Annotated in this window: 21 protein-coding genes; 18 read left to right on the top strand and 3 right to left on the bottom strand. The window is 69.2% G+C overall.

The window, feature by feature from the left end; all coding sequences use genetic code 11:
* Positions 1–10: 10 nt before the first annotated feature.
* Positions 11–604, bottom strand: a complete 594-nt coding sequence (locus V9K99_RS28255; protein ID WP_337006893.1) for a hypothetical protein — start codon at positions 602–604, stop codon at positions 11–13.
* Here V9K99_RS28255 and V9K99_RS28250 point away from each other — a divergent pair.
* From V9K99_RS28250 to V9K99_RS28205, 10 genes are all read left to right on the top strand, one after another.
* Positions 594–722, top strand: coding sequence for an excalibur calcium-binding domain-containing protein (locus V9K99_RS28250; RefSeq protein WP_337006891.1), 129 nt, complete (start codon positions 594–596; stop codon positions 720–722). The genes V9K99_RS28255 and V9K99_RS28250 overlap by 11 nt on opposite strands.
* Before the next feature lie 129 nt (positions 723–851).
* The gene (locus V9K99_RS28245) at positions 852–1,274 is read left to right on the top strand and encodes a DUF948 domain-containing protein (RefSeq protein WP_337006889.1); all 423 of its coding nucleotides are present in this window, start codon (positions 852–854) and stop codon (positions 1,272–1,274) included.
* A complete protein-coding gene (locus tag V9K99_RS28240; protein ID WP_337006887.1) occupies positions 1,271–1,510 on the top strand; it encodes a DUF6167 family protein in 240 nt (79 codons plus the stop codon). The genes V9K99_RS28245 and V9K99_RS28240 overlap by 4 nt, the downstream gene beginning before the upstream one ends.
* Positions 1,511–1,515: 5 nt before the next feature.
* Entirely contained in the window at positions 1,516–4,185 is a 2,670-nt protein-coding gene (gene alaS, locus V9K99_RS28235) for an alanine--tRNA ligase (RefSeq protein WP_337006885.1), read from the top strand.
* A 21-nt stretch (positions 4,186–4,206) separates the two neighbouring features.
* A complete protein-coding gene (gene ruvX, locus V9K99_RS28230; RefSeq protein ID WP_337006883.1) occupies positions 4,207–4,665 on the top strand; it encodes a Holliday junction resolvase RuvX in 459 nt (152 codons plus the stop codon).
* The gene (mltG, locus tag V9K99_RS28225) at positions 4,662–5,855 is read left to right on the top strand and encodes an endolytic transglycosylase MltG (RefSeq protein WP_337006881.1); all 1,194 of its coding nucleotides are present in this window, start codon (positions 4,662–4,664) and stop codon (positions 5,853–5,855) included. The genes ruvX and mltG overlap by 4 nt, the downstream gene beginning before the upstream one ends.
* A gap of 1 nt (position 5,856) precedes the next feature.
* Positions 5,857–6,681 carry a shikimate dehydrogenase gene (locus V9K99_RS28220; protein ID WP_337006879.1) on the top strand — a complete coding sequence of 275 codons (825 nt, stop codon included), beginning with the start codon at positions 5,857–5,859 and terminating at the stop codon, positions 6,679–6,681.
* Entirely contained in the window at positions 6,668–8,113 is a 1,446-nt protein-coding gene (locus tag V9K99_RS28215) for an FAD-binding oxidoreductase (protein ID WP_337006877.1), read from the top strand. The genes V9K99_RS28220 and V9K99_RS28215 overlap by 14 nt, the downstream gene beginning before the upstream one ends.
* Before the next feature lie 13 nt (positions 8,114–8,126).
* Positions 8,127–9,200, top strand: coding sequence for a DUF2330 domain-containing protein (locus tag V9K99_RS28210; protein WP_337006875.1), 1,074 nt, complete (start codon positions 8,127–8,129; stop codon positions 9,198–9,200).
* Between the two features lie 11 nt (positions 9,201–9,211).
* The gene (locus tag V9K99_RS28205) at positions 9,212–9,919 is read left to right on the top strand and encodes an A24 family peptidase (protein ID WP_337006873.1); all 708 of its coding nucleotides are present in this window, start codon (positions 9,212–9,214) and stop codon (positions 9,917–9,919) included.
* A gap of 194 nt (positions 9,920–10,113) precedes the next feature.
* On the opposite strand, the gene V9K99_RS28200 is transcribed toward V9K99_RS28205, so the two are convergent.
* Positions 10,114–11,235 (bottom strand): ADP-ribosylglycohydrolase family protein, encoded by a 1,122-nt coding sequence (locus V9K99_RS28200; protein ID WP_337006871.1) that lies wholly within the window; start codon positions 11,233–11,235, stop codon positions 10,114–10,116.
* 114 nt (positions 11,236–11,349) lie between these two features.
* Here V9K99_RS28200 and V9K99_RS28195 point away from each other — a divergent pair, with 114 nt between their 5' ends.
* The 8 genes from V9K99_RS28195 to V9K99_RS28160 all read left to right on the top strand — a co-directional run bounded on the left by V9K99_RS28195 (position 11,350) and on the right by V9K99_RS28160 (position 19,161).
* Entirely contained in the window at positions 11,350–11,550 is a 201-nt protein-coding gene (locus V9K99_RS28195; RefSeq protein ID WP_337006869.1) for a hypothetical protein, read from the top strand.
* A gap of 114 nt (positions 11,551–11,664) precedes the next feature.
* The gene (locus tag V9K99_RS28190) at positions 11,665–11,925 is read left to right on the top strand and encodes a type II toxin-antitoxin system Phd/YefM family antitoxin (RefSeq protein WP_337006867.1); all 261 of its coding nucleotides are present in this window, start codon (positions 11,665–11,667) and stop codon (positions 11,923–11,925) included.
* On the top strand, positions 11,922–12,335 hold the full coding sequence (locus V9K99_RS28185) for a type II toxin-antitoxin system VapC family toxin (RefSeq protein WP_337006865.1): 414 nt from the start codon (positions 11,922–11,924) through the stop codon (positions 12,333–12,335). The genes V9K99_RS28190 and V9K99_RS28185 overlap by 4 nt, the downstream gene beginning before the upstream one ends.
* Before the next feature lie 43 nt (positions 12,336–12,378).
* The gene (gene aroC / locus V9K99_RS28180; RefSeq protein WP_337006863.1) at positions 12,379–13,584 is read left to right on the top strand and encodes a chorismate synthase; all 1,206 of its coding nucleotides are present in this window, start codon (positions 12,379–12,381) and stop codon (positions 13,582–13,584) included.
* Positions 13,581–14,081: a shikimate kinase gene (locus tag V9K99_RS28175; protein ID WP_337006861.1), complete on the top strand. Its 501-nt coding sequence runs from the start codon at positions 13,581–13,583 to the stop codon at positions 14,079–14,081. The genes aroC and V9K99_RS28175 overlap by 4 nt, the downstream gene beginning before the upstream one ends.
* Positions 14,078–15,175, top strand: a complete 1,098-nt coding sequence (gene aroB, locus V9K99_RS28170) for a 3-dehydroquinate synthase (protein ID WP_337006859.1) — start codon at positions 14,078–14,080, stop codon at positions 15,173–15,175. Before V9K99_RS28175 ends, aroB begins: the two co-directional genes overlap by 4 nt.
* Positions 15,176–15,262: 87 nt before the next feature.
* Positions 15,263–18,046: a carboxypeptidase regulatory-like domain-containing protein gene (locus V9K99_RS28165; RefSeq protein WP_337006857.1), complete on the top strand. Its 2,784-nt coding sequence runs from the start codon at positions 15,263–15,265 to the stop codon at positions 18,044–18,046.
* A 29-nt stretch (positions 18,047–18,075) separates the two neighbouring features.
* A complete protein-coding gene (locus V9K99_RS28160; protein WP_337006855.1) occupies positions 18,076–19,161 on the top strand; it encodes a Gfo/Idh/MocA family protein in 1,086 nt (361 codons plus the stop codon).
* Here V9K99_RS28160 and V9K99_RS28155 read toward each other — a convergent pair.
* The gene (locus V9K99_RS28155) at positions 19,119–21,158 is read right to left on the bottom strand and encodes a HelD family protein (RefSeq protein ID WP_337006853.1); all 2,040 of its coding nucleotides are present in this window, start codon (positions 21,156–21,158) and stop codon (positions 19,119–19,121) included. The genes V9K99_RS28160 and V9K99_RS28155 overlap by 43 nt on opposite strands.
* Between the last annotated feature and the right edge of the window lie 18 nt (positions 21,159–21,176).

The raw sequence follows: 21,176 nt of genomic DNA, 5'->3' as shown, positions 1-21,176 counted from the left end.
GGTCGTTGGCTCAGGTGGGTAGGCTGCCAGTCGGCCTGGGGGTGGAAGGTTCACACATCTTGAGGCACGGAAAGCCCGTCCGCAGACTGGTCGGCCGGTACGCCGGCCCCCGCCCACTCAAGCTCGGTGCGCTGGCAGCAGTTGTGCTCGCACTGGCCGGTCTACTGTTCTTCGCCCCGTTCAGAGCGCGCGACGCAGTGACCACCCAGCCGCCGACATCCACAGACACACCAGCATCCGAGGACACGCCCTCGGCCGGCAACCCCGCGGGCGCCTCGCCGAGCCGGCGGCCGGGAGTACCGCCGCGGGAGCCGACGACCCGGCAGCCGTCGAGCCCGTCACGCTCGGGCGAGAGGCCGTCCGGTCCGGCCACGAGCTGGTTCCCGTCGACGCAGCCGTCCTCCTCCACGCCGGCCGCACCGAAGCCGCCCTGGTCACCCACCACGTCGCCGTCGCAAACCCCGTCCCAGCCCACCCAGCCCACGCCGTCGACACAGCCGTCGTCGGAGCCGGCACCCTCGAGCCCGGCGCCAACCTCGACCGAGCCCAGCACCGCCACACCCGCCCCGAGTACGACGCCGAGCACCACCCCGGTGGTGTACAAGAACTGCGCCGAGGTCCGGGCCGCCGGCAAGGCGCCCTTGTACCGCGGGGATCCGGGCTACACCGAGGCCCTGGACCGCAACGGCGACGGCGTCGCCTGCGAGCGCGGCAGCTCCTGATCACTCCCGGTCACGCGGTTTGGTGGGGGACTGTGATGTGGGGGATGGTGTCCTGGAGCGGAGTGTGACGAGGGCGCGCGATAAGGTCGGGCGGTCCACGAGGTCGCAACGGAAGGTGGATCGTTTCCCATGAGCGTCGGTGAAGTAGCGGGGCTGATAGCCGCCTGCGCGCTGCTCATCCTGGTGGGCCTGCTGGCCTATCCGATCCTGAAGCTGGGCAAGGTCCTGGACGAGACCCGGATCATGGTGAAGGGCGTCTCCGACTCCAGCGTTCCGCTGCTCGGTGAAGTGACCAGTACCGTGGCTACTACCAACGCACAGCTCGCCAAGGTCGACACGATCACCGACAACGCGACCACGGTGACCACCAACGCGGCGGCCCTGATGTCGCTGTTCTCGGCGACGGCCGGCGGCCCGCTGGTGAAGGCGGCGGCGTTCACGTACGGCGTCCGCAAGGCGCTCGGCGAGAGCCAGCGCAAGGACGTCAGCCGGCGAGTGAAGGAAGAGATGAAGGCCGAACGCAAGGCACGGAAGCGGGGTGACGTCCGGTGAAGCGGATCTTCTGGCTGATCATCGGCATCGCGGTCGGTGTGTACGCCGTGACCCGGCTGAAGAAGCGCGCCGCCGTACTGGCCCCGGAGAGCCTGCAGGAGTCCGCGGCCAAGGTGGCCGCCGCGATCCGGCACTTCGGCGACGAGGTGCGCGAAGGCATGGCCGAGCGGGAGACCGAGTTGCGCGACGCCCTCGGCATCGACACGACCACAGACACGCGTGAGGACTACCGGTAACACCCATGGAAACCAGTGAGATCAGGCGGCGGTTCCTGCAGTACTTCGAGGACCGGGGCCACACCGTGGTGCCGAGCGCGCCACTGCCGTCGCCGGACCCGAACCTGCTGTTCAACGTGGCCGGCATGGCCCAGTTCGTGCCCTACTTCGTCGGCCAGCAGACGCCGCCGTACGCGCGCGCGACGAGTGTGCAGAAGTGTGTCCGGACGCTCGACATCGACGAGGTCGGCAAGACCACCCGGCACGGCACGTTCTTCCAGATGAACGGCAACTTCTCCTTCGGCGACTACTTCAAGGAGAAGGCGATCGAGTACGCCTGGGACCTGGTCACCAGGCCGCAGGGCGACGGCGGCTACGGCTTCGACGAGTCGGTGCTGTACGCCTCGGTGTACTACGAGGACGACGAGGCGATCGACATCTGGAAGCGGGTCGCCGGGTTGCCGGACGACCGGATCGTCCGGCTCGGGATGAAGGACAACTTCTGGTCGATGGGCATCCCGGGTCCCTGCGGCCCGTGCTCGGAGATCCTGATCGACCGCGGCCCGGAGTTCGGCGCCGACCGGGACTGGGAGGCGGGCGACCGCTACCTGGAGTTCTGGAACCTGGTCTTCATGCAGAACATCCGTGGTGAGGGTGGCGGCAAGGAGGGCTACCCGATCCTCGGCGAGCTGCCGAAGAAGAACATCGACACCGGTCTCGGCCTGGAGCGGGTGGCCTACCTGCTGCAGGGCGTCGACAACATGTACGAGATCGACGAGATCTACCCGGTGATCGAGAAGGCGTCGGAGCTGAGCGGCCGCAAGTACGGCGTCGAGCACGTCGACGACGTCCGGTTCCGGGTGATCGCCGACCACGTGCGCAGTGCGCTGATGCTGATCGGCGACGGCGTGAACCCGGGCAACGAGCAGGGCGGCTACGTGCTGCGCCGGCTGCTCCGCCGGGCGATCCGCTCGATGCGGCTGCTCGGTTACGAGGACCCGAGCCTGGTCGAGCTGCTGCCGGTCAGCCTGGAGCAGATGAAGAAGTCGTACCCGGAGCTGGAGTCCGACTTCGGCCGGATCAGCCAGGTCGCGTACGGCGAGGAGGAGGCGTTCCGCCGTACTCTCACGGCCGGGACGACCATCTTCGACATCGCGGTCCGCGAGACCAAGGCCGGCGGCGCACACCAGCTCGAGGGCTCCAAGGCGTTCCAGCTGCACGACACGTACGGCTTCCCGATCGACCTGACTATCGAGATGGCCTCCGAGCAGGGCCTGAACGTCGACACCGAGGGCTTCAAGGCGCTGATGAAGGAACAGCGCGATCGGGCCAAGGCGGACGCGCGGGCGAAGAAGGCCGGTCACGCGGACACCTCGGGCTACCGGGAGCTGCGGGAGAAGGGCGTCACCGAGTTCACCGGGTACCAGGAGCTCGCCACCGACTCGCAGGTCCGCGGTCTGCTCCGCGACGGCGTGGTCGCGCCGTCCGCCGAGCAGGGCGAGACCGTCGAGGTGGTGCTGGAGAAGACTCCGTTCTACGCGGAGTCCGGCGGCCAGATCGCCGACGAGGGCCTGATCGTCGCCGACGGCGTGAAGCTGCGGGTGCTCGACGTACAGAAGCCGGTCAAGGGCCTGATCGTGCACCGGGTCGAGGTGCTCGAGGGTGTCCTCCAGCCGGGGCTGGACGTGCACGCCGAGGTCGACCACGAGTGGCGCGTCTCCGCGTGCCAGGCGCACTCCGGGACGCACGTCGTCCACGCCGCGCTGCGGCAGGTGCTCGGCCCGAACGCGCTGCAGAGCGGTTCGTACAACAAGCCCGGCTACCTGCGGCTCGACTTCGCCTGGTCGTCGGCGCTGGACCAGGCGACCCGGTCCGAGATCGAAGAGGTCGCGAACCTCGCCGTCCGCCAGGACCTGCCGGTGTCGGCGCAGTACATGACGCTGCCGGAGGCCCGGGACTGGGGTGCGCTGGCGCTGTTCGGTGAGACGTACGACGAGCAGGTCCGGGTCGTCGAGATCGGCGGCCCCTGGTCCCGTGAGCTCTGCGGTGGCACGCACGTGAAGCACTCGTCGCAGGTCGGTGCGCTCACCGTCACCGGTGAGTCCTCGGTCGGTGCCGGTGTCCGCCGGCTCGAGGCGTTCGTCGGCATGGAGGCGCTGCACTACCTCGGCCGCGAGCGGGCGCTGGTCCGGCTGCTCAGCGAGAACCTGAAGACCCGGCCGGAGGAGCTGCCGGCGAAGGTCGCCGACCTGGCGGAGCGGCTGCGGGTCGCGGAGAAGGAACTTGAGCGGATGAAGGCCGGCCAGGTGCTGGCCGCGGCCGCCGAGCTGTCCGCGAACCCGAAGGACGTCTTCGGCGTCCAGTACGTCGGTCATCGCGCGCCGGACGGTGTGAACGGCGGAGACCTGCGCAAGCTGGCGCTGGACGTGCGCGGCCGGATGGCGGCCGACAAGCCGGCCGTGATCGCCGTACTGAGTGTGAACGACGGCAAGCCGGGTGTGGTGGTCGCGCTCAACGACACCGCTCGTGAGTGGCGGCTGAAGGCCGGCGACCTGGTTCGGGTCGCGGCCGAGAAGCTGGGCGGTCGCGGCGGCGGCAAGGACGATGTCGCGCAGGGTGGCGGCACCGACGCGGCCGGTTCGGACGACGCGCTGGCCGCGGTCGAGCACACCATCGGCCAGCTCGTGACGGGCTGATGCGTTCCTGATGGGAGCCCGATGAGACCCGGCGTGCGGCTCGCCCTGGACATCGGCGACGTCCGGATCGGCGTCGCCAGCAGCGACCCGCACGGAATCCTGGCCACCCCGGTGGAGACGATCCGCCGGGGGCCCGGTGATCTGGATAGGATCGCCGCACTCGCCGCCGAGTTCGAGGCGGTCGAGATCGTGGTCGGTCTGCCGCGCTCGCTGTCCGGGGGCGAGGGTCCGGCCGCGGTGAAGATCCGGGCCACGGCGGAACTCGTGCGCACGAAAGTGCAGGAGGGCAACTCGGGGACGGCGGTGCGGCTGGTGGACGAGCGGTTCACCACGGTCACCGCCGAGCGGATGCTGCGGGAACGGGGAAAGAAGGGCTCCAAGCGGCGGGCCGTGGTCGACCAGGCCGCGGCGGTCGTGATTCTGCAACACGCTCTCGATGTCGAGCGCGAGACTGGGAACCCACCCGGGAGGCCCCTGTGAACAGAACATCGCTGGAAGAAGACGTGACCGACGGCGACGATCTCGGCACCGGTCTCGGGCTGCGGCCGGAGAGCCGGGTCGAGCGCCGGGCGAACCGCCGCAAGGCCCGCGCCCGGCGCGGGTTCGGCTGCTTCGCCGGCCTGATCTCGCTGGTCGTCGTCGGCGCCCTGGTGGCCGGGGCCGTGATCGGCTTCGGCAAGGGCCGGGACGCGATCGAGCAGATGTTCGCCGCACCCGACTTCGAGGGCGCCGGCACCGGCACGGTCGTGGTCGAGATCACCCAGGGGCAGAGCTCGCAGGCGATCGCGGACACGCTGGAGAAGAAGGGCGTGGTGAAGAGCGCCCGGGCGTTCGAGCGGGTGGCCCGGGACGACCCGCGGTCGCGCCAGATCCAGGCCGGCACCTACACGCTGAAGAAGGAGATGTCGGCCAAGGCCGCGCTCGAGCTGATGCTGGACACGGCCAAGTCGATCCTGGTCACCCGGATCAGCTTCCGGGCCGGCCTGACCAAGGCCGAGGTCAGCGAGACGCTGCAGAAGTCGAAGCTCAAGCTGCCGGCCGGCTCTGCCGCGGCCGCGCTGGCCAAGCCGGCCTCGCTCGGTCTGCCGCCGTACGCGCGCAACAACGCCGAGGGCTTCCTGTACCCGGGTACGTACGACGTGCCGAAGGGTGCGACGGCGTACACGATGCTCAAGCTGATGACGGCCAAGTACGCGAAGACCGCGGCCGAGCTGGACCTGGCCAAGACCGCGCAGCGCAAGAAGCTGGACCCGTACCAGGCGGTGATCGTGGCCAGCATCATCGGCGCCGAGACGAACCGGCCGCAGGACTACGCCAAGGTGTCCCGGGTGATCTACAACCGGATGCGGGTCGGGATGCGGCTGCAGATGGACTCGACCATCCACTACGTGGTCGGCCGGGACGGTGGGGTGTTCACCACGCCGGAGCAGCGCGACATGGACTCGCCGTACAACACCTACAAGGTCAAGGGCCTGCCGCCGACGCCGATCAACTCGCCGACCAAGGACACGCTGCGGGCGGCGCTCAACCCGGCCCAGGGGTCGTGGCTGTACTTCACCCTGATCAACCTCGACACCGGCGAGACCGCGTTCGCGACCACGTCGGACGAGCACCTGGCCAACGTGAAGAAGCTGCAAGCGTGGTGTGCCGCCCACAAGGGACGGTGCTGAGTTGACCCGTTGTGCTGTTCTCGGTTCGCCGATTGCGCACTCGTTGTCGCCGGCGATGCATCGGGCCGCGTACGCCGCACTCGGCTTGGACTGGCAGTACGACGCTTTCGAGGTCGGCGAGGACGAGTTGCGCGGATTCGTCGCCTCGCTCGGTGACGACGTCCGCGGACTGTCGCTGACGATGCCGCTGAAGCGGGTCGCGCTCGACCTGGTCGACACCGTCGACCCGGTCGCGGAGCTGATCGGTGCGGCGAACACGATGCTGTTCGAGCCGGATGGATCACGGTCGGCGCACAACACCGACGTACCGGGGCTGGTGAACGCCTTCGCCGAGCGGGGGATCACCGCTGCCGACTCGGCCGTGGTGCTGGGCGGCGGGGCGACCGCCGCGTCCACGCTGGCCGCGTTGCGCGGACTGAGGGTCACCGAGGTGACCCTCGTCGTACGGGATCTGTCCAAAGCGGAGCGGCTGCTCGACTTGGCCGCCGAGCTGGGGCTGAAGACGTCGGTTGCGGACTTCTCGCAGGTCGAGGCGATCGGCGGGTTCGACCTGTGCATCTCGACCTTGCCCGGTGGTGCGGTCGACCCGTGGGCCGAGCATTTCGCGGCGGTCGCGCCGGTGGTGTTCGACGTGGCGTACCACCCATGGCCGACCGGGCTGGCGATCGCGGCACACCGGATCGGTACAGAACTGTTGAACGGCCTTGATCTGCTCGTACATCAGGCGACCCTCCAGGTCGAGATGATGACGGGTAGGTCGCCCGCGCCACTGGCGGCCATGAGGGCCGCCGCGCGTGAGGAGCTCGACGATCGTGAGCCAGCTTGACCGCCGTACGTTACTGAAAGCCGGCGGCGCTGTTGCCGCCGTCGCGCTGACCAGCTGCTCCGACACCAAGACCGCCAGTGCCGCCGCACCCAACTGGAACAGCTTCTCGCGTTCCCTCAGCGGTCGGCTGTTCATGCCGTCGACGTCCGGCTATCCGGCCGCGCACCAGCTCTTCAACCCGCGATGGGACTCGGTCCAGCCGGCCGCTGTGGTCAAGGCCGCCAACGCCACGGATGTCCAGAAGGCGATCAACTTCGCCCGGGTCAACAAGCTGGTGATGGTCCCGAAGAGCGGTGGCCACTCGTACGTCGGTGCGTCCACGATCAGCAAGGGCCTGATGGTCGACCTCGGCGCGATCCGCGGCATGAGCTACTCGAACGGCGTGCTCACCGTCGGAGCCGGAGCACGGCTGTACGACGTCCACGCCTTCCTGGACAAGTACGGGCGCTCGCTGCCGACGGGCACCTGTCCGACGGTCGGTGTCGCCGGACTCTCCCTGGGTGGCGGCATGGGGATCCACACCCGGGCCTTCGGGCTGACCTGCGACCGGATCCTCTCGATGGGCGTGATCACGGCCGACGGCGTCGCCCGGAACGTCAGTACGACGGTCGACTCCGACCTGTTCTGGGCATTGCGGGGCAGCGGCGGCGGGAACCTTGGTGTGGTGACCTCGTTCCGGTTCGCCACCATCCCGGCGACGAAGCTCGGGTTCTTCCGGCTGACCTGGCCGGAGTCGAAGGCGGCGGCGGTCGTCCGCGGCTGGCAGAAGTTCGCCCAGTCGGCGCCGATCACGTCCTGGGGCAACCTGCACATCGATGCCCGCAGCAACGGAACGCTGTCGATCCACGTGCTCGGGATCTCGACCACCGGCAACGCGGCGGCCGCGGCCGCGCAACTGGAGTCGTTCGTCGGCTCCCGGGCCTCGGCGCGTTCGATCACGGTGAAGACGCACATGGAGGCGGTCCGGTATCTCGGCGGCGGCACGACCAGCCCGCGGACCGGGTTCCTGGCGGGTTCCGACGTACTGCGGGGTCCGATGGACGCGGCCACGATCACCGCGCTGCTCGGGGCGGTGAAGACGGCGGCGCGGGCGAAGACGCCGGCGTCGGCGATCATCGATCCGCTCGGTGGGCAGGCGGCGAAGCAGCCGGCCGGTGGCGCGTCCTGGCCGTGGCGGACGGCGCTCGGGGTGGTCCAGTGGTACTCCGGCCTGGCCGCGCACCCGTCGTCGGCGCAGCTCCGGGTCGCGCAGACCTTCGTCACCAACGGGCACCGCGCAGTCCGGAAGTACTCGGCCGGCGGCTACGTGAACTACGTCGAGACCGGCCGCTCGGTCAGCACGTACTACGGCACCAGCCTGGCCCGGCTGCGCGTGGTCAAGAAGAAGTACGACCCGGCCAACTTCTTCCACACCGCGTACACCCTTGTCTAGCTAGTCTTCGGCCGTGAAGCTTTGGCGGGTCGTTGCCGGTGTGTTGGCTCTGGGGTTCGTGGCGGCCGGGGTGACACCTGCCTGGGCGTGCGCCTGCGGCGGCTACCTGCCGGACGCCGATTCTCAGGCCCGGGCGTACGGCGAGAACGCGCTGGTCCGGTACGGCGGCGGCACTGAGCAGATCACGTTGTCGATGGCGATCAACGGCTCGTCGAAGAAGGCGGCCTGGATCATGCCGGTGCCGGCCGCGGCCAAGGTCGAGCTCGGCGAGACCGGAGTGTTCGACCGGTTGAACCGGATGACCCGGCCGAAGATCGTCGTCCGCAAGACCTACTGGCCGTTCCGGGACCTCGGCATCATGGGCAGCGGTCGTGACTCGGCCGGCGCCCCCACGGCGGCCGGTGGCGGCGTGAACGTGCGGGAGCAGATGGTGCTCGGGCCGTTCCAGGTCGCGCGACTCGAGGGGACGAGCGGGTCCGCGGTGACCGATTGGCTGAGTACGAACGGATACGTCGTACCGGCCACGCTGGCCGAGAACCTCACGCCGTACCTGTCGGAGGACTGGGAGATCGTCGCGGTGAAGCTCGCACCGAAGCAGCCGGGCGAGCGCATGAGCGGGGCGACACCGCCGTTGCGGCTGACGTTCGCGTCGGATCGGATCGTCTACCCGATGCGGCTCAGCAAGGGCGCCACGACCCAGCAGACGGTCACCGTGTACGTCGCCGCCGCGCATCGGGTCGACGCGACCAAGCTGCCGGACCCGGACGTGACGCCGGAGCTGCTGTACGCGGGACGTGTCAAGGATGACGCGGACGCGGTCGCGATCGCCGGCGACCCGACCGTGACCGCGCCGGCCTACTTCCTGACGGCGTACTCGGCCACCTATACCGACCCGAGCCGGATCACCGACGACTTCACGTTCGAGCGGTCCGCGACCGACGACGAGTACCAGCGGATCGAGTACGTCACCCGCAACGACGGTTTCTGGAGCACGCTCGGGGTGCTGTTCGGCGGCGTACTGCTGCTGGGCGTCGGCGCGGCGGTCATCGCGAGGATTCTGGCCCGCCGGTCGGCCACCATCGTCTAGGCTCCAGGATCGTGCCGGCTGACAACGCGTTGCTTGCCGCAGGGGCCGGTGTGGCCTTCTGCGGACCTGCGGCGTACCTGATCGGCCCTTGGCTGATGCGGCGCATCCCCGAGCCCACGCTGGAGGAAGGCGAGGTCAAGATCCCGTACGCCGACCTGGCCGGGCGGCGGGCCGCGTACTGGTGTGGTCTACTCGCGGCGGTGTCCGGCGGCCTGATCGGTTGGATGCTCGGGACAACCCCGGTGCTGGTGGCGTGGTTGCTGCTGGCCGTGTCGGGTGCCGTGCTCGGGTACATCGATGCGCGGACGCGGTACTTGCCGTCGGCGATCATCTGGCCGTCGTACTTGGTGATCGGACTCGCGCTACTCGGTGCGGCCGTGGTGTCGGGGGAGTGGGGGTCGCTCCGCCGTGCGGTGCTGGCGGCCGTGATCGGGTTCGCGGTGTTCTACGTGCTGTGGTTCGTGTTTCCGCGGGGTGTGGGCTTCGGTGACGTCCGGCTGTCGGGGTTGCTCGGGCTCGCGCTCGGCTGGCTGGGCTGGGGTGAGTTCATCAGCGGTCTGTACGGCGGTTTCTTCCTCGGCGCGATCGTGGGGATCGCGCTGATCGTGGCGAGAGTGATGACGCGCAAGCAGATGGTCCCGTTCGGCCCGTTCATGCTGATCGGCGCCCTGGCCGGCGTCGCACTCGGTGGATCACTCGCGCGCTTGTACGTCGGCTAGGGGACGCAGTCGTTCCCCCGATGCTCTCCGCCACTCACCAACCGCACACAACCCACACCGCTCGCGCTCAGCCACGGGCTCGGATCGGCTATCGGCGAGGGTTGGTGAGTGGTGGAGGTCCGGTCCGCTCATCGTCGTGCCTTCGTCGGCCGGGACCCGCGCAACGTGTTCCAGCACAAGCTGTCCATCCAGGCTCACCAGCCGGGGTAGCGAGTGCTCCAGGTGGTGTGGGGGCCGTAGTCGCCGTGGAGGCGGGCAGGCGTGGTGAACTCCAGAGCGAAGTCGTCGGCCAGTTGGAGGATGACGCGTCGGCCCTCGACGGTGAAGACGAGCTCTGCGGGTAGAGCCGTCTCACCGTGGAGGGCACCCAGGATGTTGCCGCAGATGGCGCCGGTGGAGTCGCTGTCACCAGAGTGGGTGACTGACAGCGCCAGTGCGTCGAGGAACTGCTCTGGAGCCGGGTAGGCGAGTGCTGCGTACACAGCGATGGCCAGCGCCTCTTCCGCGACCCAGCCACCACCCAGCTGCTCCACAGTGACCGGTCCGTGGCCCGGCGCGCTGGCAGCGAGTTGGCGCGCGGCGGCCAGTGCCTTACTCGTCTCCGCGTGGTCCGGGCGCTCGGCGAGCATTGCAGCAGCTGTGTCCAATGCCTTGTCGAGGTCGGCGCCACCACAGATCTCGCGGATGATCACGGCCAGCGCGCCCGAGGCGAGTTTGCCGGTCGGGTGACCGTGCGTGTAGCCCGCTGCGTCGGCCGCCGCGTTGAAGACCCACTCGGTGTCGAACCACTTCGCCGGCAGCAGCCCGAACGGGGCGACGCGCATGACCCCACCACAGCCCTTGGAGTCGTTGACCGCCTGCCCACCGAACTGCGGGATCCTGTCACCGCCCTGACGGGCTTCCGACAACGCAGTGAGGCACGTGTTGCCGGGCGCGCGCCGTGCGTACAGCCACTGCTCGGCCTGCAGCCAGCCGTCGCGCTCACCACTCGGAGCCTGCAGGGTCTGCGTGTCCAGCCAGCGGTCGTACGCGTGGTGCACGACCGCCACCGTGAACCCGATCCCGCGATCGGTCCGCACCCCGGCGCGGATCAGCCCTTCGACCGTGAACAGCGTCATCTGGGTGTCGTCGGTGATCGTTCCCGGCGGCCAGCCGGCCGACCCGGACACAAACGTCCGCAGCCGATCGGGGTGCACGGCAACGATCGACCGGCCGCTGTCGAACTCGACCGGACCGCCGAGCGCGTCGCCGATCGCTCCACCGAGCAGGCAGCCGCGAATCCGCGCCCGCCAGGTCTCCTCCGCAGCCCTCGTCATGCCGCAAACCCTATCGATGGTGGTGTCAGCGCTACCCCGAAGACGGGTTCCTGCGCCAGTTCCCGCGGAGCCTCGAACTTCTACGGTCGTTGATAGATCGAAAGGAGCCGCCTGATGACCAGCGCAATCCGCCGTACGACCGTGGCGGGCCTTGTCACTCTCGCCCTCGCGGGCGCCGCGATCGCCGGCGGTCAGGCCGCGCGGGGCTCGACGGGTTGTGAGGACTCGGCACTCGGCAAGACGTTCGACGTCGTCCTGTCCTTCCGGGACGCGCTCTCCTCCGACACCGCTCAGGCGTGCATGCGGCGCCAGTAGCCACAGAAGTAGACCTGCGGCTTCTCCAGCCCCCGCTCGGTCACCAGATGGCAGAGTGGCGTGGCCTGGCTAATTCTGTCTAGTCTGTCTAGACTGTTTCCGAGGTGATGAGTGATGACGGTCGCGGGACAGTGGCAGCTACAAGAGGCGAAACAACACTTCAGCGAGCTGATCCGGGCTGTTCAGGCGGACGGTCCCCAGTTCGTGACGAAGCACGGCCGGCAGGTCGCCGTCGTGCTGGACATCGTGGACTACCGGCGGATGGTCGGGGAGGAACTGGTGGATTTCAAGGATTTTCTGGCCGCGGCTCCTGACCTGAGCGTGCTCGAGATCGAGCGCTCGGACACTCCAGTGCGGCAGGTCGAGTTCGAGTGAGCTACCTGCTCGACACCAACGTGGTGTCGGAGTTCAGGCGGAAGGCCCCGGATACCGGCGCCTCTGGCTGGATCGGGTCGGTGAGGTCCAGTGAGCTGTATCTGAGTGTGGTGGTGGTGGGCGAGATCCGGCAGGGGATCGAGCGGTTGGAGAACCGGGACCCGGCGCAGGCCGCGGTGATCGAGAGTTGGAGTCAGCGGCTCGTCGCGGGCTACGCCGACCGGATCGTTCCCGTGACGGTGGAGATCGCCGAGCTGTGGGGCAGGCTGAACGCCGGTTCTCCGCTGCCGTTGGTGGATGGGTTACTTGCGGCTACCGCGCTGGTTCATGACTGGACTCTGGTCACCCGGAACACCGCGGACGTGGAGCCGACCGGCGTGCGGCTGCTCAACCCGTTCGGGGACCGGTGAGACCGGGGTCAAGGCGTTGTGTGGCGCGTGGAAGAATCGGGGCATGCTGCGCTGGCTCACCGCCGGCGAGTCGCACGGACAAGCGCTCGTCGCCGTACTCGAAGGTCTTCCCGCAGGCGTCCAGGTCACCACGAACGACGTGGCCGACGCCCTCGCTCGTCGTCGGCTGGGGTACGGCCGCGGCGCCCGGATGAAGTTCGAGCGGGACGAGGTGACGTTCGTCGGCGGGTTCCGGCACGGCCTCTCGCTGGGCAGCCCGGTCGCGATCCAGGTCGGCAACACCGAGTGGCCGAAGTGGGAGCAGGTGATGTCCGCCGATCCGGTCGACCCGGCGACGCTGGCCGACCTGGCCCGGAACGCGCCGCTGACCCGCCCGCGCCCCGGTCACGCGGACCTGGCCGGCATGCAGAAGTACGGCTTCGACGAGGCCCGCCCGGTGCTCGAGCGGGCCAGCGCCCGCGAGACCGCCGCCCGGGTCGCGCTCGGCGAGGTCGCCGCCCGCTTCCTCCGGCAGGCGTACGGCGTGACGATCGTCAGCCACGTGGTCGAGCTCGGCACGGTCAAGGCGCCGTACGGCGTCATCCCGTCGTACGACGATGTCGCGAAGCTGGACGCGGACCCGGTGCGCTGCCTGGACGCGGACGCGAGCAAGGCGATGGTGGCCGAGATCGACACCGCGCAGAAGGCCGGTGACACGCTCGGCGGTGTGGTCGAGGTGGTCGTGGACGGCCTCCCGCCGGGCCTCGGCAGCTACGTGCACTGGGACCGGCGGCTCGACTCCAAGCTGGCCGGTGCGCTGATGGGCATCCAGGCGATCAAGGGTGTCGAGCTCGGCGACGGGTTCGAGCTGGCCCGGACGCCGGGATCGCAGGCGCACGACGAGATCGTCGCCCAGGACGGCGTGGTCCGGCGGACCGGCGGCCGTTCCGGTGGCACCGAGGGCGGGATGAGCACGGGCGAGACGCTGCGGGTGCGGGCGGCGATGAAGCCGATCGCGACCGTGCCGCGGGCGCTGCGCACGATCGACACCACCACCGGCGAGGCGGCCGCGGCGCATCACCAGCGGTCCGACGTGTGCGCCGTACCGGCCGCGGGCATCGTGGCCGAGGCGATGGTGGCGCTGGTGCTGGCCGAGGTGTCGCTGGAGAAGTTCGGCGGCGATTCGGTCGCGGAGACTTCGCGCAACCACAAGTCGTACCTGGCGAACCTGCCGTCCACCATCACACCGCGGGAGTGGGCAGACCAGTGAGCCCGGTCGTTGTTCTGATCGGTCCGCCCGGCTCGGGCAAGTCGACCATCGCCGCATTGCTGGCCGAGCGGCTGCAGGCCAAGCACCGCGACACCGACACCGACATCGAGGCGCAGGCCGGCAAGCCGATCTCCGACATCTTCGTCGATGAGGGCGAGCAGCACTTCCGCGCCCTCGAGCGGGCCGCGATCGCCGCGGCGCTGAAGGATGACGGCGAGGTGCTGTCGCTCGGCGGCGGCGCGATCCTCGACCCGGACACGCGCGCGGACCTGGCCGGCCACAACGTCGTCTTCCTGGACGTGTCGCTGGGCGAAGCGGCCAAGCGGGTCGGCCTCGGCGTCGCCCGGCCGTTGCTGCTCGGCAACGTCCGGACCCAGTTGCGCAACCTGATGGAGGCGCGCCGTCCGCTGTACGTCGAGGCCGCCAAGCTGACCGTGACCACGGACGACAAGACCCCCGACCAGATCGCCGACGAGATCCTGGAGCACCTCGGATGAGTGAACCGACGCGGATCAGGGTTGCCGCGGCGGCGCCGTACGACGTTGTCATTGGCAACAACCTGCTCGGGGAGCTGCCCGGGCTGGTCGGTGACGGTGTCCAGCGGGTCGCTGTCATTCATCCGCGGGCGTTGCGGAGCAGCGGCGACGCGATCCGCGACGACCTCACCGCGAGCGGCTACACCGCGCACGCGATCGAGATCCCGGACGCGGAGGAGGCCAAGACCGCAGAGGTGCTGGCTTACTGCTGGTCGGTGCTCGGGCAGGCCGGGTTCACCCGCTCGGACGCGATCGTGAGTGTCGGCGGCGGGACCACGACCGACCTGGCCGGCTTCGTCGCCGCGACCTGGTTGCGCGGGGTTCGCGTGGTCCACATTCCGACGACGTTGCTCGGGATGGTCGACGCCGCGGTCGGCGGGAAGACCGGGATCAACACGGCCGAGGGGAAGAACCTGGTCGGCGCGTTCTGGGAGCCGGCCGGGGTGCTGTGCGACCTCGCCGCGCTGGAGACGCTGCCGCGCAACGACTACGTGAGCGGTCTCGCCGAGGTCGTGAAGTGTGGGTTCATCGCGGACCCGGTGATCCTCGACCTGGTCGAGAAGGACCCGGCCGGCGCGTCGAGCCCGGCGTACGACGCGACCGAGGAACTGATTGCGCGCGCGATCCAGGTGAAGGCGGACACGGTCGGCGCGGACCTGCGTGAGCGGACCACCACGGCCGGGGGAGCGATCGGCCGGGAAGCGCTGAATTACGGGCACACGCTCGGCCACGCGATCGAGCGGGTCGAGCGGTACAAGTGGCGGCACGGCGCCGCGATCAGCATCGGCATGGTGTTCGTCGCCGAACTGGCCCGGGCGGCCGGCCGGCTCGACGACGCGACCGCTGACCGGCATCGCGCCGTACTGGAATCGCTCGGGCTGCCGGTCGCGTACCGCGCCGACGCCTGGCCGCACCTGCAGGACGCGATGAAGCTGGACAAGAAGACCCGGGCCGACCGGCTCCGCTTCGTCGTCCTCGACGGCCTGGCCAAGCCGACGATCCTCGAGGCTCCCGATCCCAGCCTCCTGATCGCGGCGTACGCAGAGATCAGCTGACCGGATCCGGTCACCTGCCGGACTGCCTCTTGTACATCGGTGCAAATCCCTCCAGGATGCTGAAGACGTCTTGGAAAGGGCTTTCCGATGGGCAAGAGGCTAGGGCGCGCCCTGTTGGGCGTGGTGTTGCTCGGGGTGGGGCTGCTGCCGGCCAGTGCGGCAGCGACGGAGTCCGGTGACGGGACCAAGTACTACGTCGATGCCGTCCACGGCTCCGACGACGCGAAGGGGACGTCGCCCGGTCGCGCCTGGCGCACCCTGCGGAAGGTCAACGAGACCACCTTCGAGCCGGGCGACCAGATCCTGCTCCGCGCCGGCCAGAGCTGGGGCGGTCAGTTGTGGCCGAAGGGCTCGGGTGCGACTCGCCGGCCGATCACCATCGACAAGTACGGCCCCGGCGCGAAGCCCGCGATCCACGGCGCCGGTGAGGTCGCCGAGACGGTTCGCCTGTTCAACCAGCACGACTGGGAGATCCGGAACCTCGAGGTCACCAACACCAGGCCGCTGACCGGCGAGCCTGGCACCAACCTCCGCGACCTGCGCGGCATCCAGGTGGCCGGCGACATCGGCGGCACGCTGAGCCACTTCGTCATCGACAGCGTCGACGTCCACGACGTCACCGGCGAGGTGAACTGGATCGGCGGCGATGCGGCCGGCAACAAGCCCGGCGTCACCTTCCAGACCGGGTGGGACCGCTCGAAGAACACCGGCGGCATCGTCTTCCGCGGCACCGTCGCCGATATCGCCGCACCCGGTACGGCGACGGTCCTGAACGACATCCTGGTCGAGAACTCGTCGGTCAAGCGCACGTCCTTCGCCGGCATCGTCGTCAAACAGCACACCGGCTCGAGCGAGGGCGCGGTGAAGACCGGTTGGGGCGAGCGGGCGAACGCGACCGACCCGCGCTTCACCCCGCACACGAACGTGGTCATCCGCAACAACTTCATTCAGCAGGACGGCAGCGACTACGCCTGCAACGGGATGTACCTGACCGACCTGCGCGGCGGCCTGGTCGAGGGCAACGTGGTCTACCGCGCCGGGACGTCCGGCATCGAGGCCTACTACGCCGACGACGTGGTGATCCAGCACAACGAGGTGTACGAGACACAGCAGAAGGCCGGCGGCGCGGACTCGAACGCGATCGACCCGGACAAGGCGACCACCCGGATCCTGGTGCAGTACAACTTCGTCCACCACAACGGCGACGGGATCCTGATCTGCCAGTTCTCGTTCGGCGACACGGTGATCCGGTACAACACCATCGCCCGGAACTCGCGCTACCAGATCTACCTGCACTCCGACCGCGCGGCGACGGCGAAGATCTACAACAACACGATCTACAGCGATCGCAGTGACCACCTGATCTACGGGTACGGCAGTTCGCTCAACGCGACGTACGACATCCGCAACAACATCCTCTACTCCACCCGCGCCAACGCCTCGCTCACCACGAGTCCGACGATCACCTATGACAACAACTTGTACGGCGGCGCGTCCCTCGTCGTACCGCAGTCCGATGGTCGTCCGGTGCTGGGTGATCCGCTCTTCACGGCTGCCCTGACCGGGCCGTACGGCACGGAGGCGAGTGGGCCACAGCTGGATCGGGCGTTGGCGCTCGTACCAAGCTCGGGATCAGTGGCGGTCGGCACGGGCGTCGCGGTCGCGGACAACGGTGGCCGGGACTACGCCGGTACGGCGCTCTATCGCGGCCTGCCCGACCTGGGCGCCTTCGAGTACCGGACGCCGCAGCGGCAGAACTGGGAGTCGATCAACGGCTTCGTCCGCGATCAGTTCGGTCATCCGGTGGAGGGGGCAGCCGTGGTGGTCGAGACGCCAGGTCGTATCTACAGCGCGTCGACCCAGGCCGGTGGGTTCTACCGGATCGAGGGTCTGCCGTTCGAGACGGCTGCCGCGATCAGGGCGAGCAAGGACGGCTATGACGCCGGGAGTGCGACCGTCGTCGTACACCGTGGCGATACCACTCGGCAGGATCTGACCATTGACTTGCAGGACACCGATGGGTCGATCGCCGGCCGGGTGCTCGATCAGCGGGCGGCGGCGCTGGCAGGTGCGGTTGTCACCGTGCGGTCCGGCGGCGAGGTCATCGGCTCGGCCCGGTCGGGTGCGGACGGCGGATTCGTGGTGCCGGACGTGCCGATGGGGAGCGGCTACACCGTCGTGGCGGAACTCGAAGGACGGCAGGCTGTGGAGCGGGCCGGCATCTCGGTCTTGCCCGCGGCCGCCGCCGACGCGGGCGCATTCTTGTTGGCTTCGGCGCGTGAGGACCTGCAGGTCCATGAGTTCGACGACCTCCCGATCGGGGCCTTTCCGAACGGCAGTGGTGGCTGGACGGTGAGTTCGACCGGCAACGCGGTGGACGTCGTCGAGGTTCCGTCGGCGTCGGACCGGAGCGTCCGGCTCACCCGTACGGCGAACACCGGCGGCACCGCCGGGACCGGGGTGTCCCAGGTGTTCGCGACTCCGCTGCGCGGGCTGGTGACAGTGCAGGCTCGGGTGATGCGCGATCAGCCGTACGTGTCGGGCAGCAACTGGTTCGGCCTGCCGTACCTCTACAACGCGAGCGGTGGCGCGGCGGTCAGCCTGGCGTTCGACAAGGGCAACATCATCGCGTACGAGGGCTCGACGTCGCGGACTGTCGCGTCGTACGAGCTCGGTCGCTGGTACGACGTCCGGCTGGTCGTGGACACCGTGAACGAGCGGTTCGACCTCTACCTCGACGGCACGCGGATCAGCGACGGCCAGCCGTTCCGCACCGCCATGCCCGCGGTGGCGGGGATCGCGTTCTACGCCAACAGTTCGAACTACGGCAGTGCGTACGTCGACGACGTACGCATCTCCTATGGCATCTGAAATCGACTCAGCCTCTTGAAAGGTGCTGTATGTCTGACAGCAAGTACCGGATCGCGATCGTCGGCACCGGCGGTATCGCCAACGCGCACGCCGGGGCGGTGGTGGCGTGTGCAGACCGCGCCGAGCTCGTCGGTGCCGTTGACGTCGACGTCGACCGGGCGAACGCGTTCGCGACCAAGTGGGACATCCCCGCGGTGTACCCGAGCCTGACCGAGCTGCTCGCGGCCGGTGACGTCGATCTCGTCCACCTGTGTACGCCGCCGAGCTCACACGTCCCGTTGGCCGCGGAGTGCCTGGCGTCGAACGTGAACGTCCTGACGGAGAAGCCGCCGACGTTGTCGCTGGACGAGCTCGACGCGCTGCTCGACGCGGAGAGGGAGTCGTCCGCCCAGGTTGTGTGCATCTTCCAGCACCGGTTCGGCTCCGGGGCGGTGCGGTTGCGGGAGTTGGCGGGCGGCGGCGTGCTGGGGCGGCCGTTGGTTGCCTTGTGCAACACCACCTGGTACCGGGACGACGAGTACTTCGCGATGCCGTGGCGCGGGACCTTCGAGGTCGAGGGCGGCGGTCCGACGATGGGCCACGGGATCCACCAGTTCGACCTGCTGCTGTCGATCCTGGGGCCGTGGGAGAAGGTGACCGCGATCGCGGCCCGGCAGGCCCGGCCGACCAAGACCGAGGACGTCTCGATGGCGCTGGTCACCTTCGAGAACGGCGCGGTGGCGTCGATCGTCAACTCGCTGGTCTCGCCGCGGGAGACCTCCCAGCTCCGCTTCGACTACGAGAACGCGACGGTCGAGCTGGAACACCTCTACGGCTACAAGAACGAGGACTGGACGATCACGCCGGGGCCTTCACAAGACGCGGTGGCGGCTGCATGGTCGACCGACCTGCCTGTGGTTCCGAGTGGGCACACCGCTCAGCTCAACGCCGTACTGGATGCGTTGACGGCCGGTGAGCCGGCGCCGGTCCCGCTCGCGGAAGCCCGGAACACTCTCGAGCTTGCGGCGGCGATCTACGCGTCAGCCTTCACCGACAAGCCGGTCCGTCGGGGCGAGCTGACCCGGGGCTCCGACTACGCCAAGCAGATGGGCGGTCCGGGAGCACCCTGGTCCTGAAGTTCGGGCGGTAGCTCCTCGGCGTGGAGGACGTCGAGCCGGGACACCGCGCGAGTGAGCGCGACATACAGCCTGTTGAGACCCCTGGGCTCGGCTCCGACGATCTCGGCCGGCTCGATCACGACGACGTGGTCGTACTCGAGCCCCTTCGCCAGGCTCGCCGGGACTACGGCCACCCGGCCGTCGTCCTCCGGCGGTGTGGCCTCGATCCCTTGCGCCTTCAACCCATCCGCCAAAGTCGCGGCCCACTCGTCCGCCGCGATCACCCCGATCGACCCTTCCTGCTCGAGCGCGGCCTGTACGGCCTCGACGCAGGCGACCGTGAGGTCGTCGACCCGAGTGATGGTCAGTCGGCCGTCGGTGCGGTACGACGTCGTCTCGGGGACGTCGACAGGGAGCTTGCTGAGAAGGCGGTTCGCTAGGGCGACGACGTCCGCGGGGACGCGGTAGCCGGTAGTGAGGGCGATGTGCTCAGCGTGTGGCTTGCCGAGGTGGGTGAGCTGGTCGGTCAAGCCTCGCGCGGCCCAGGGCGTCGTACCTTGGGCCAGATCGCCGAGGACCGTGATGGAGCCGTGTTCGCTGCGGCGGGCGACCGCGCGGCATTGCATGGGGGAGAGGTCCTGGGCCTCGTCGACGATCACATGGCCGTACGTCGGGCCGCGTTCGAGCACGGCGCTGGCTTCGTCCAGCAGGATCGCGTCGGCGGCGGTCCAGCGGGCGGACTTTGCCTTGCGCGGGCGCTTCCAGGCGATGGCGTCCTGCTCATCCGGGGTGAGGATGTCGCGGGCGGCGGCGGTCAGTAGATCGCGGTTGCTCAGCAGCTCGGCCAGGAGTTCGTCGGCCTTGGCGTTCGGCCAGACAGCGTCGACCGCGGGGGTGGCGGCGCGGGTCATCCGGCGCAGCCAGGCAGCGTTGCAGTTCTGGCCGCGGGCCTCGGCCTGCCGTTGCAGTGCGGCGACGATCCGCGAGATCACCCGCTCCCGGCCGATCAGGTACGTCGCGGCATCCGCCCGCGCCTCGGTCACCATCGCCTCGAACTCATGCTGGTTGACCCGCCACTTGTACGACTCGTCTGCGACCACGACCGCTTCCTCAGGCCGTCCGATCCGCGCATAGACAGCGTTCCGCAGTACGTCGGCCATCCGCGGATCGTGCTTGACCGCAGCCGCAGTCGGCTCGTCCGTCCCCTTGATCCTGTCGCCGCCGAGCAGCTCCTCGATCGTCGTCTGCTCGACATCGACCTCACCCAGCGTCGGCAGGACAGCGGAGATGTAGTGCAGGAACGCCTTGTTCGGCCCGAGCACGAGTACGCCGTTCCGCCGCAAGCGGCTCCGATGCGCATAGAGCAGGTACGCCGCCCGGTGCAGGCCGACCGCGGTCTTCCCGGTCCCGGGCGCACCTTGCACGCAGACCGACACCTCGAGGTCGGTGCGTACCACCTCGTCCTGCTCGGGCTGGATGGTCGCGACGATGTCCCGCATCGGTCCGACCCTGGCCCGCTCGATCTCGCGCCGGACCAGGTCGCTCTTGCCGGATCGCTGCCCCGATCCCTGGCCGGCCCGCAGGTGCTCGTCCTCGAAGCTGGTGAGCTTGTTGGCGGACCAGCCGAAGCGGCGACGAGTGGTGATGCCGCGGTGATCCGTGGCCGAGGCGCGGTAGAAGGCGGTCGAGACCGGTGCGCGCCAGTCGATCACCAGGGGAGGGCGGCCGATGGCGTCAGAGATGTGGCGGCGACCGAGGTAGTAGCCCTGCCCGCGGTGTTCGCCGGCGGTCGCGTCGTCGCCGTACCGGATGAGGCCGAAGAACGGCGGGTTGTCGCCCTCCTCGCTCAGGTCGCGGGCCAGGGTCTTGAGGTAGTAGCCGAGGCGCTCGGCCGTGTACCGATCGCCCCAGGTGTCCTCGCCGACGACCACGTTCTCCCGGGCGCCCGCGACCATCCGGGCCAGGGCTTCCCGGCAGCGGTCGGCGTACCCGCGTTCTTCGTCCAGCCCCCGCATCGCGCTCCTTCAAAAGCT

The sequence above is a fragment of the Kribbella sp. CCNWLW201 genome, assembly GCF_037203805.1.
Taxonomy (GTDB): domain Bacteria; phylum Actinomycetota; class Actinomycetes; order Propionibacteriales; family Kribbellaceae; genus Kribbella.
The sequence above is the reverse complement of the archived record's forward strand: the minus strand, read 5'-3'. Positions and strand labels throughout refer to the sequence as shown.

What these genes read in the sequence shown, in the direction of transcription:
- V9K99_RS28245 (WP_337006889.1), top strand. Translation starts at nt 852, where the DNA reads ATGAGCGTCGGTGAAGTAGCGGGGCTGATAGCCGCCTGCGCGCTGCTC.
- alaS (WP_337006885.1), top strand. Translation starts at nt 1,516, where the DNA reads ATGGAAACCAGTGAGATCAGGCGGCGGTTCCTGCAGTACTTCGAGGAC.
- ruvX (WP_337006883.1), top strand. Translation starts at nt 4,207, where the DNA reads ATGAGACCCGGCGTGCGGCTCGCCCTGGACATCGGCGACGTCCGGATC.
- V9K99_RS28200 (WP_337006871.1), bottom strand. Translation starts at nt 11,235, where the DNA reads ATGACGAGGGCTGCGGAGGAGACCTGGCGGGCGCGGATTCGCGGCTGC.
- V9K99_RS28195 (WP_337006869.1), top strand. Translation starts at nt 11,350, where the DNA reads ATGACCAGCGCAATCCGCCGTACGACCGTGGCGGGCCTTGTCACTCTC.
- V9K99_RS28190 (WP_337006867.1), top strand. Translation starts at nt 11,665, where the DNA reads ATGACGGTCGCGGGACAGTGGCAGCTACAAGAGGCGAAACAACACTTC.
- aroC (WP_337006863.1), top strand. Translation starts at nt 12,379, where the DNA reads ATGCTGCGCTGGCTCACCGCCGGCGAGTCGCACGGACAAGCGCTCGTC.
- aroB (WP_337006859.1), top strand. Translation starts at nt 14,078, where the DNA reads ATGAGTGAACCGACGCGGATCAGGGTTGCCGCGGCGGCGCCGTACGAC.
- V9K99_RS28165 (WP_337006857.1), top strand. Translation starts at nt 15,263, where the DNA reads ATGGGCAAGAGGCTAGGGCGCGCCCTGTTGGGCGTGGTGTTGCTCGGG.
- V9K99_RS28160 (WP_337006855.1), top strand. Translation starts at nt 18,076, where the DNA reads ATGTCTGACAGCAAGTACCGGATCGCGATCGTCGGCACCGGCGGTATC.
- V9K99_RS28155 (WP_337006853.1), bottom strand. Translation starts at nt 21,158, where the DNA reads ATGCGGGGGCTGGACGAAGAACGCGGGTACGCCGACCGCTGCCGGGAA.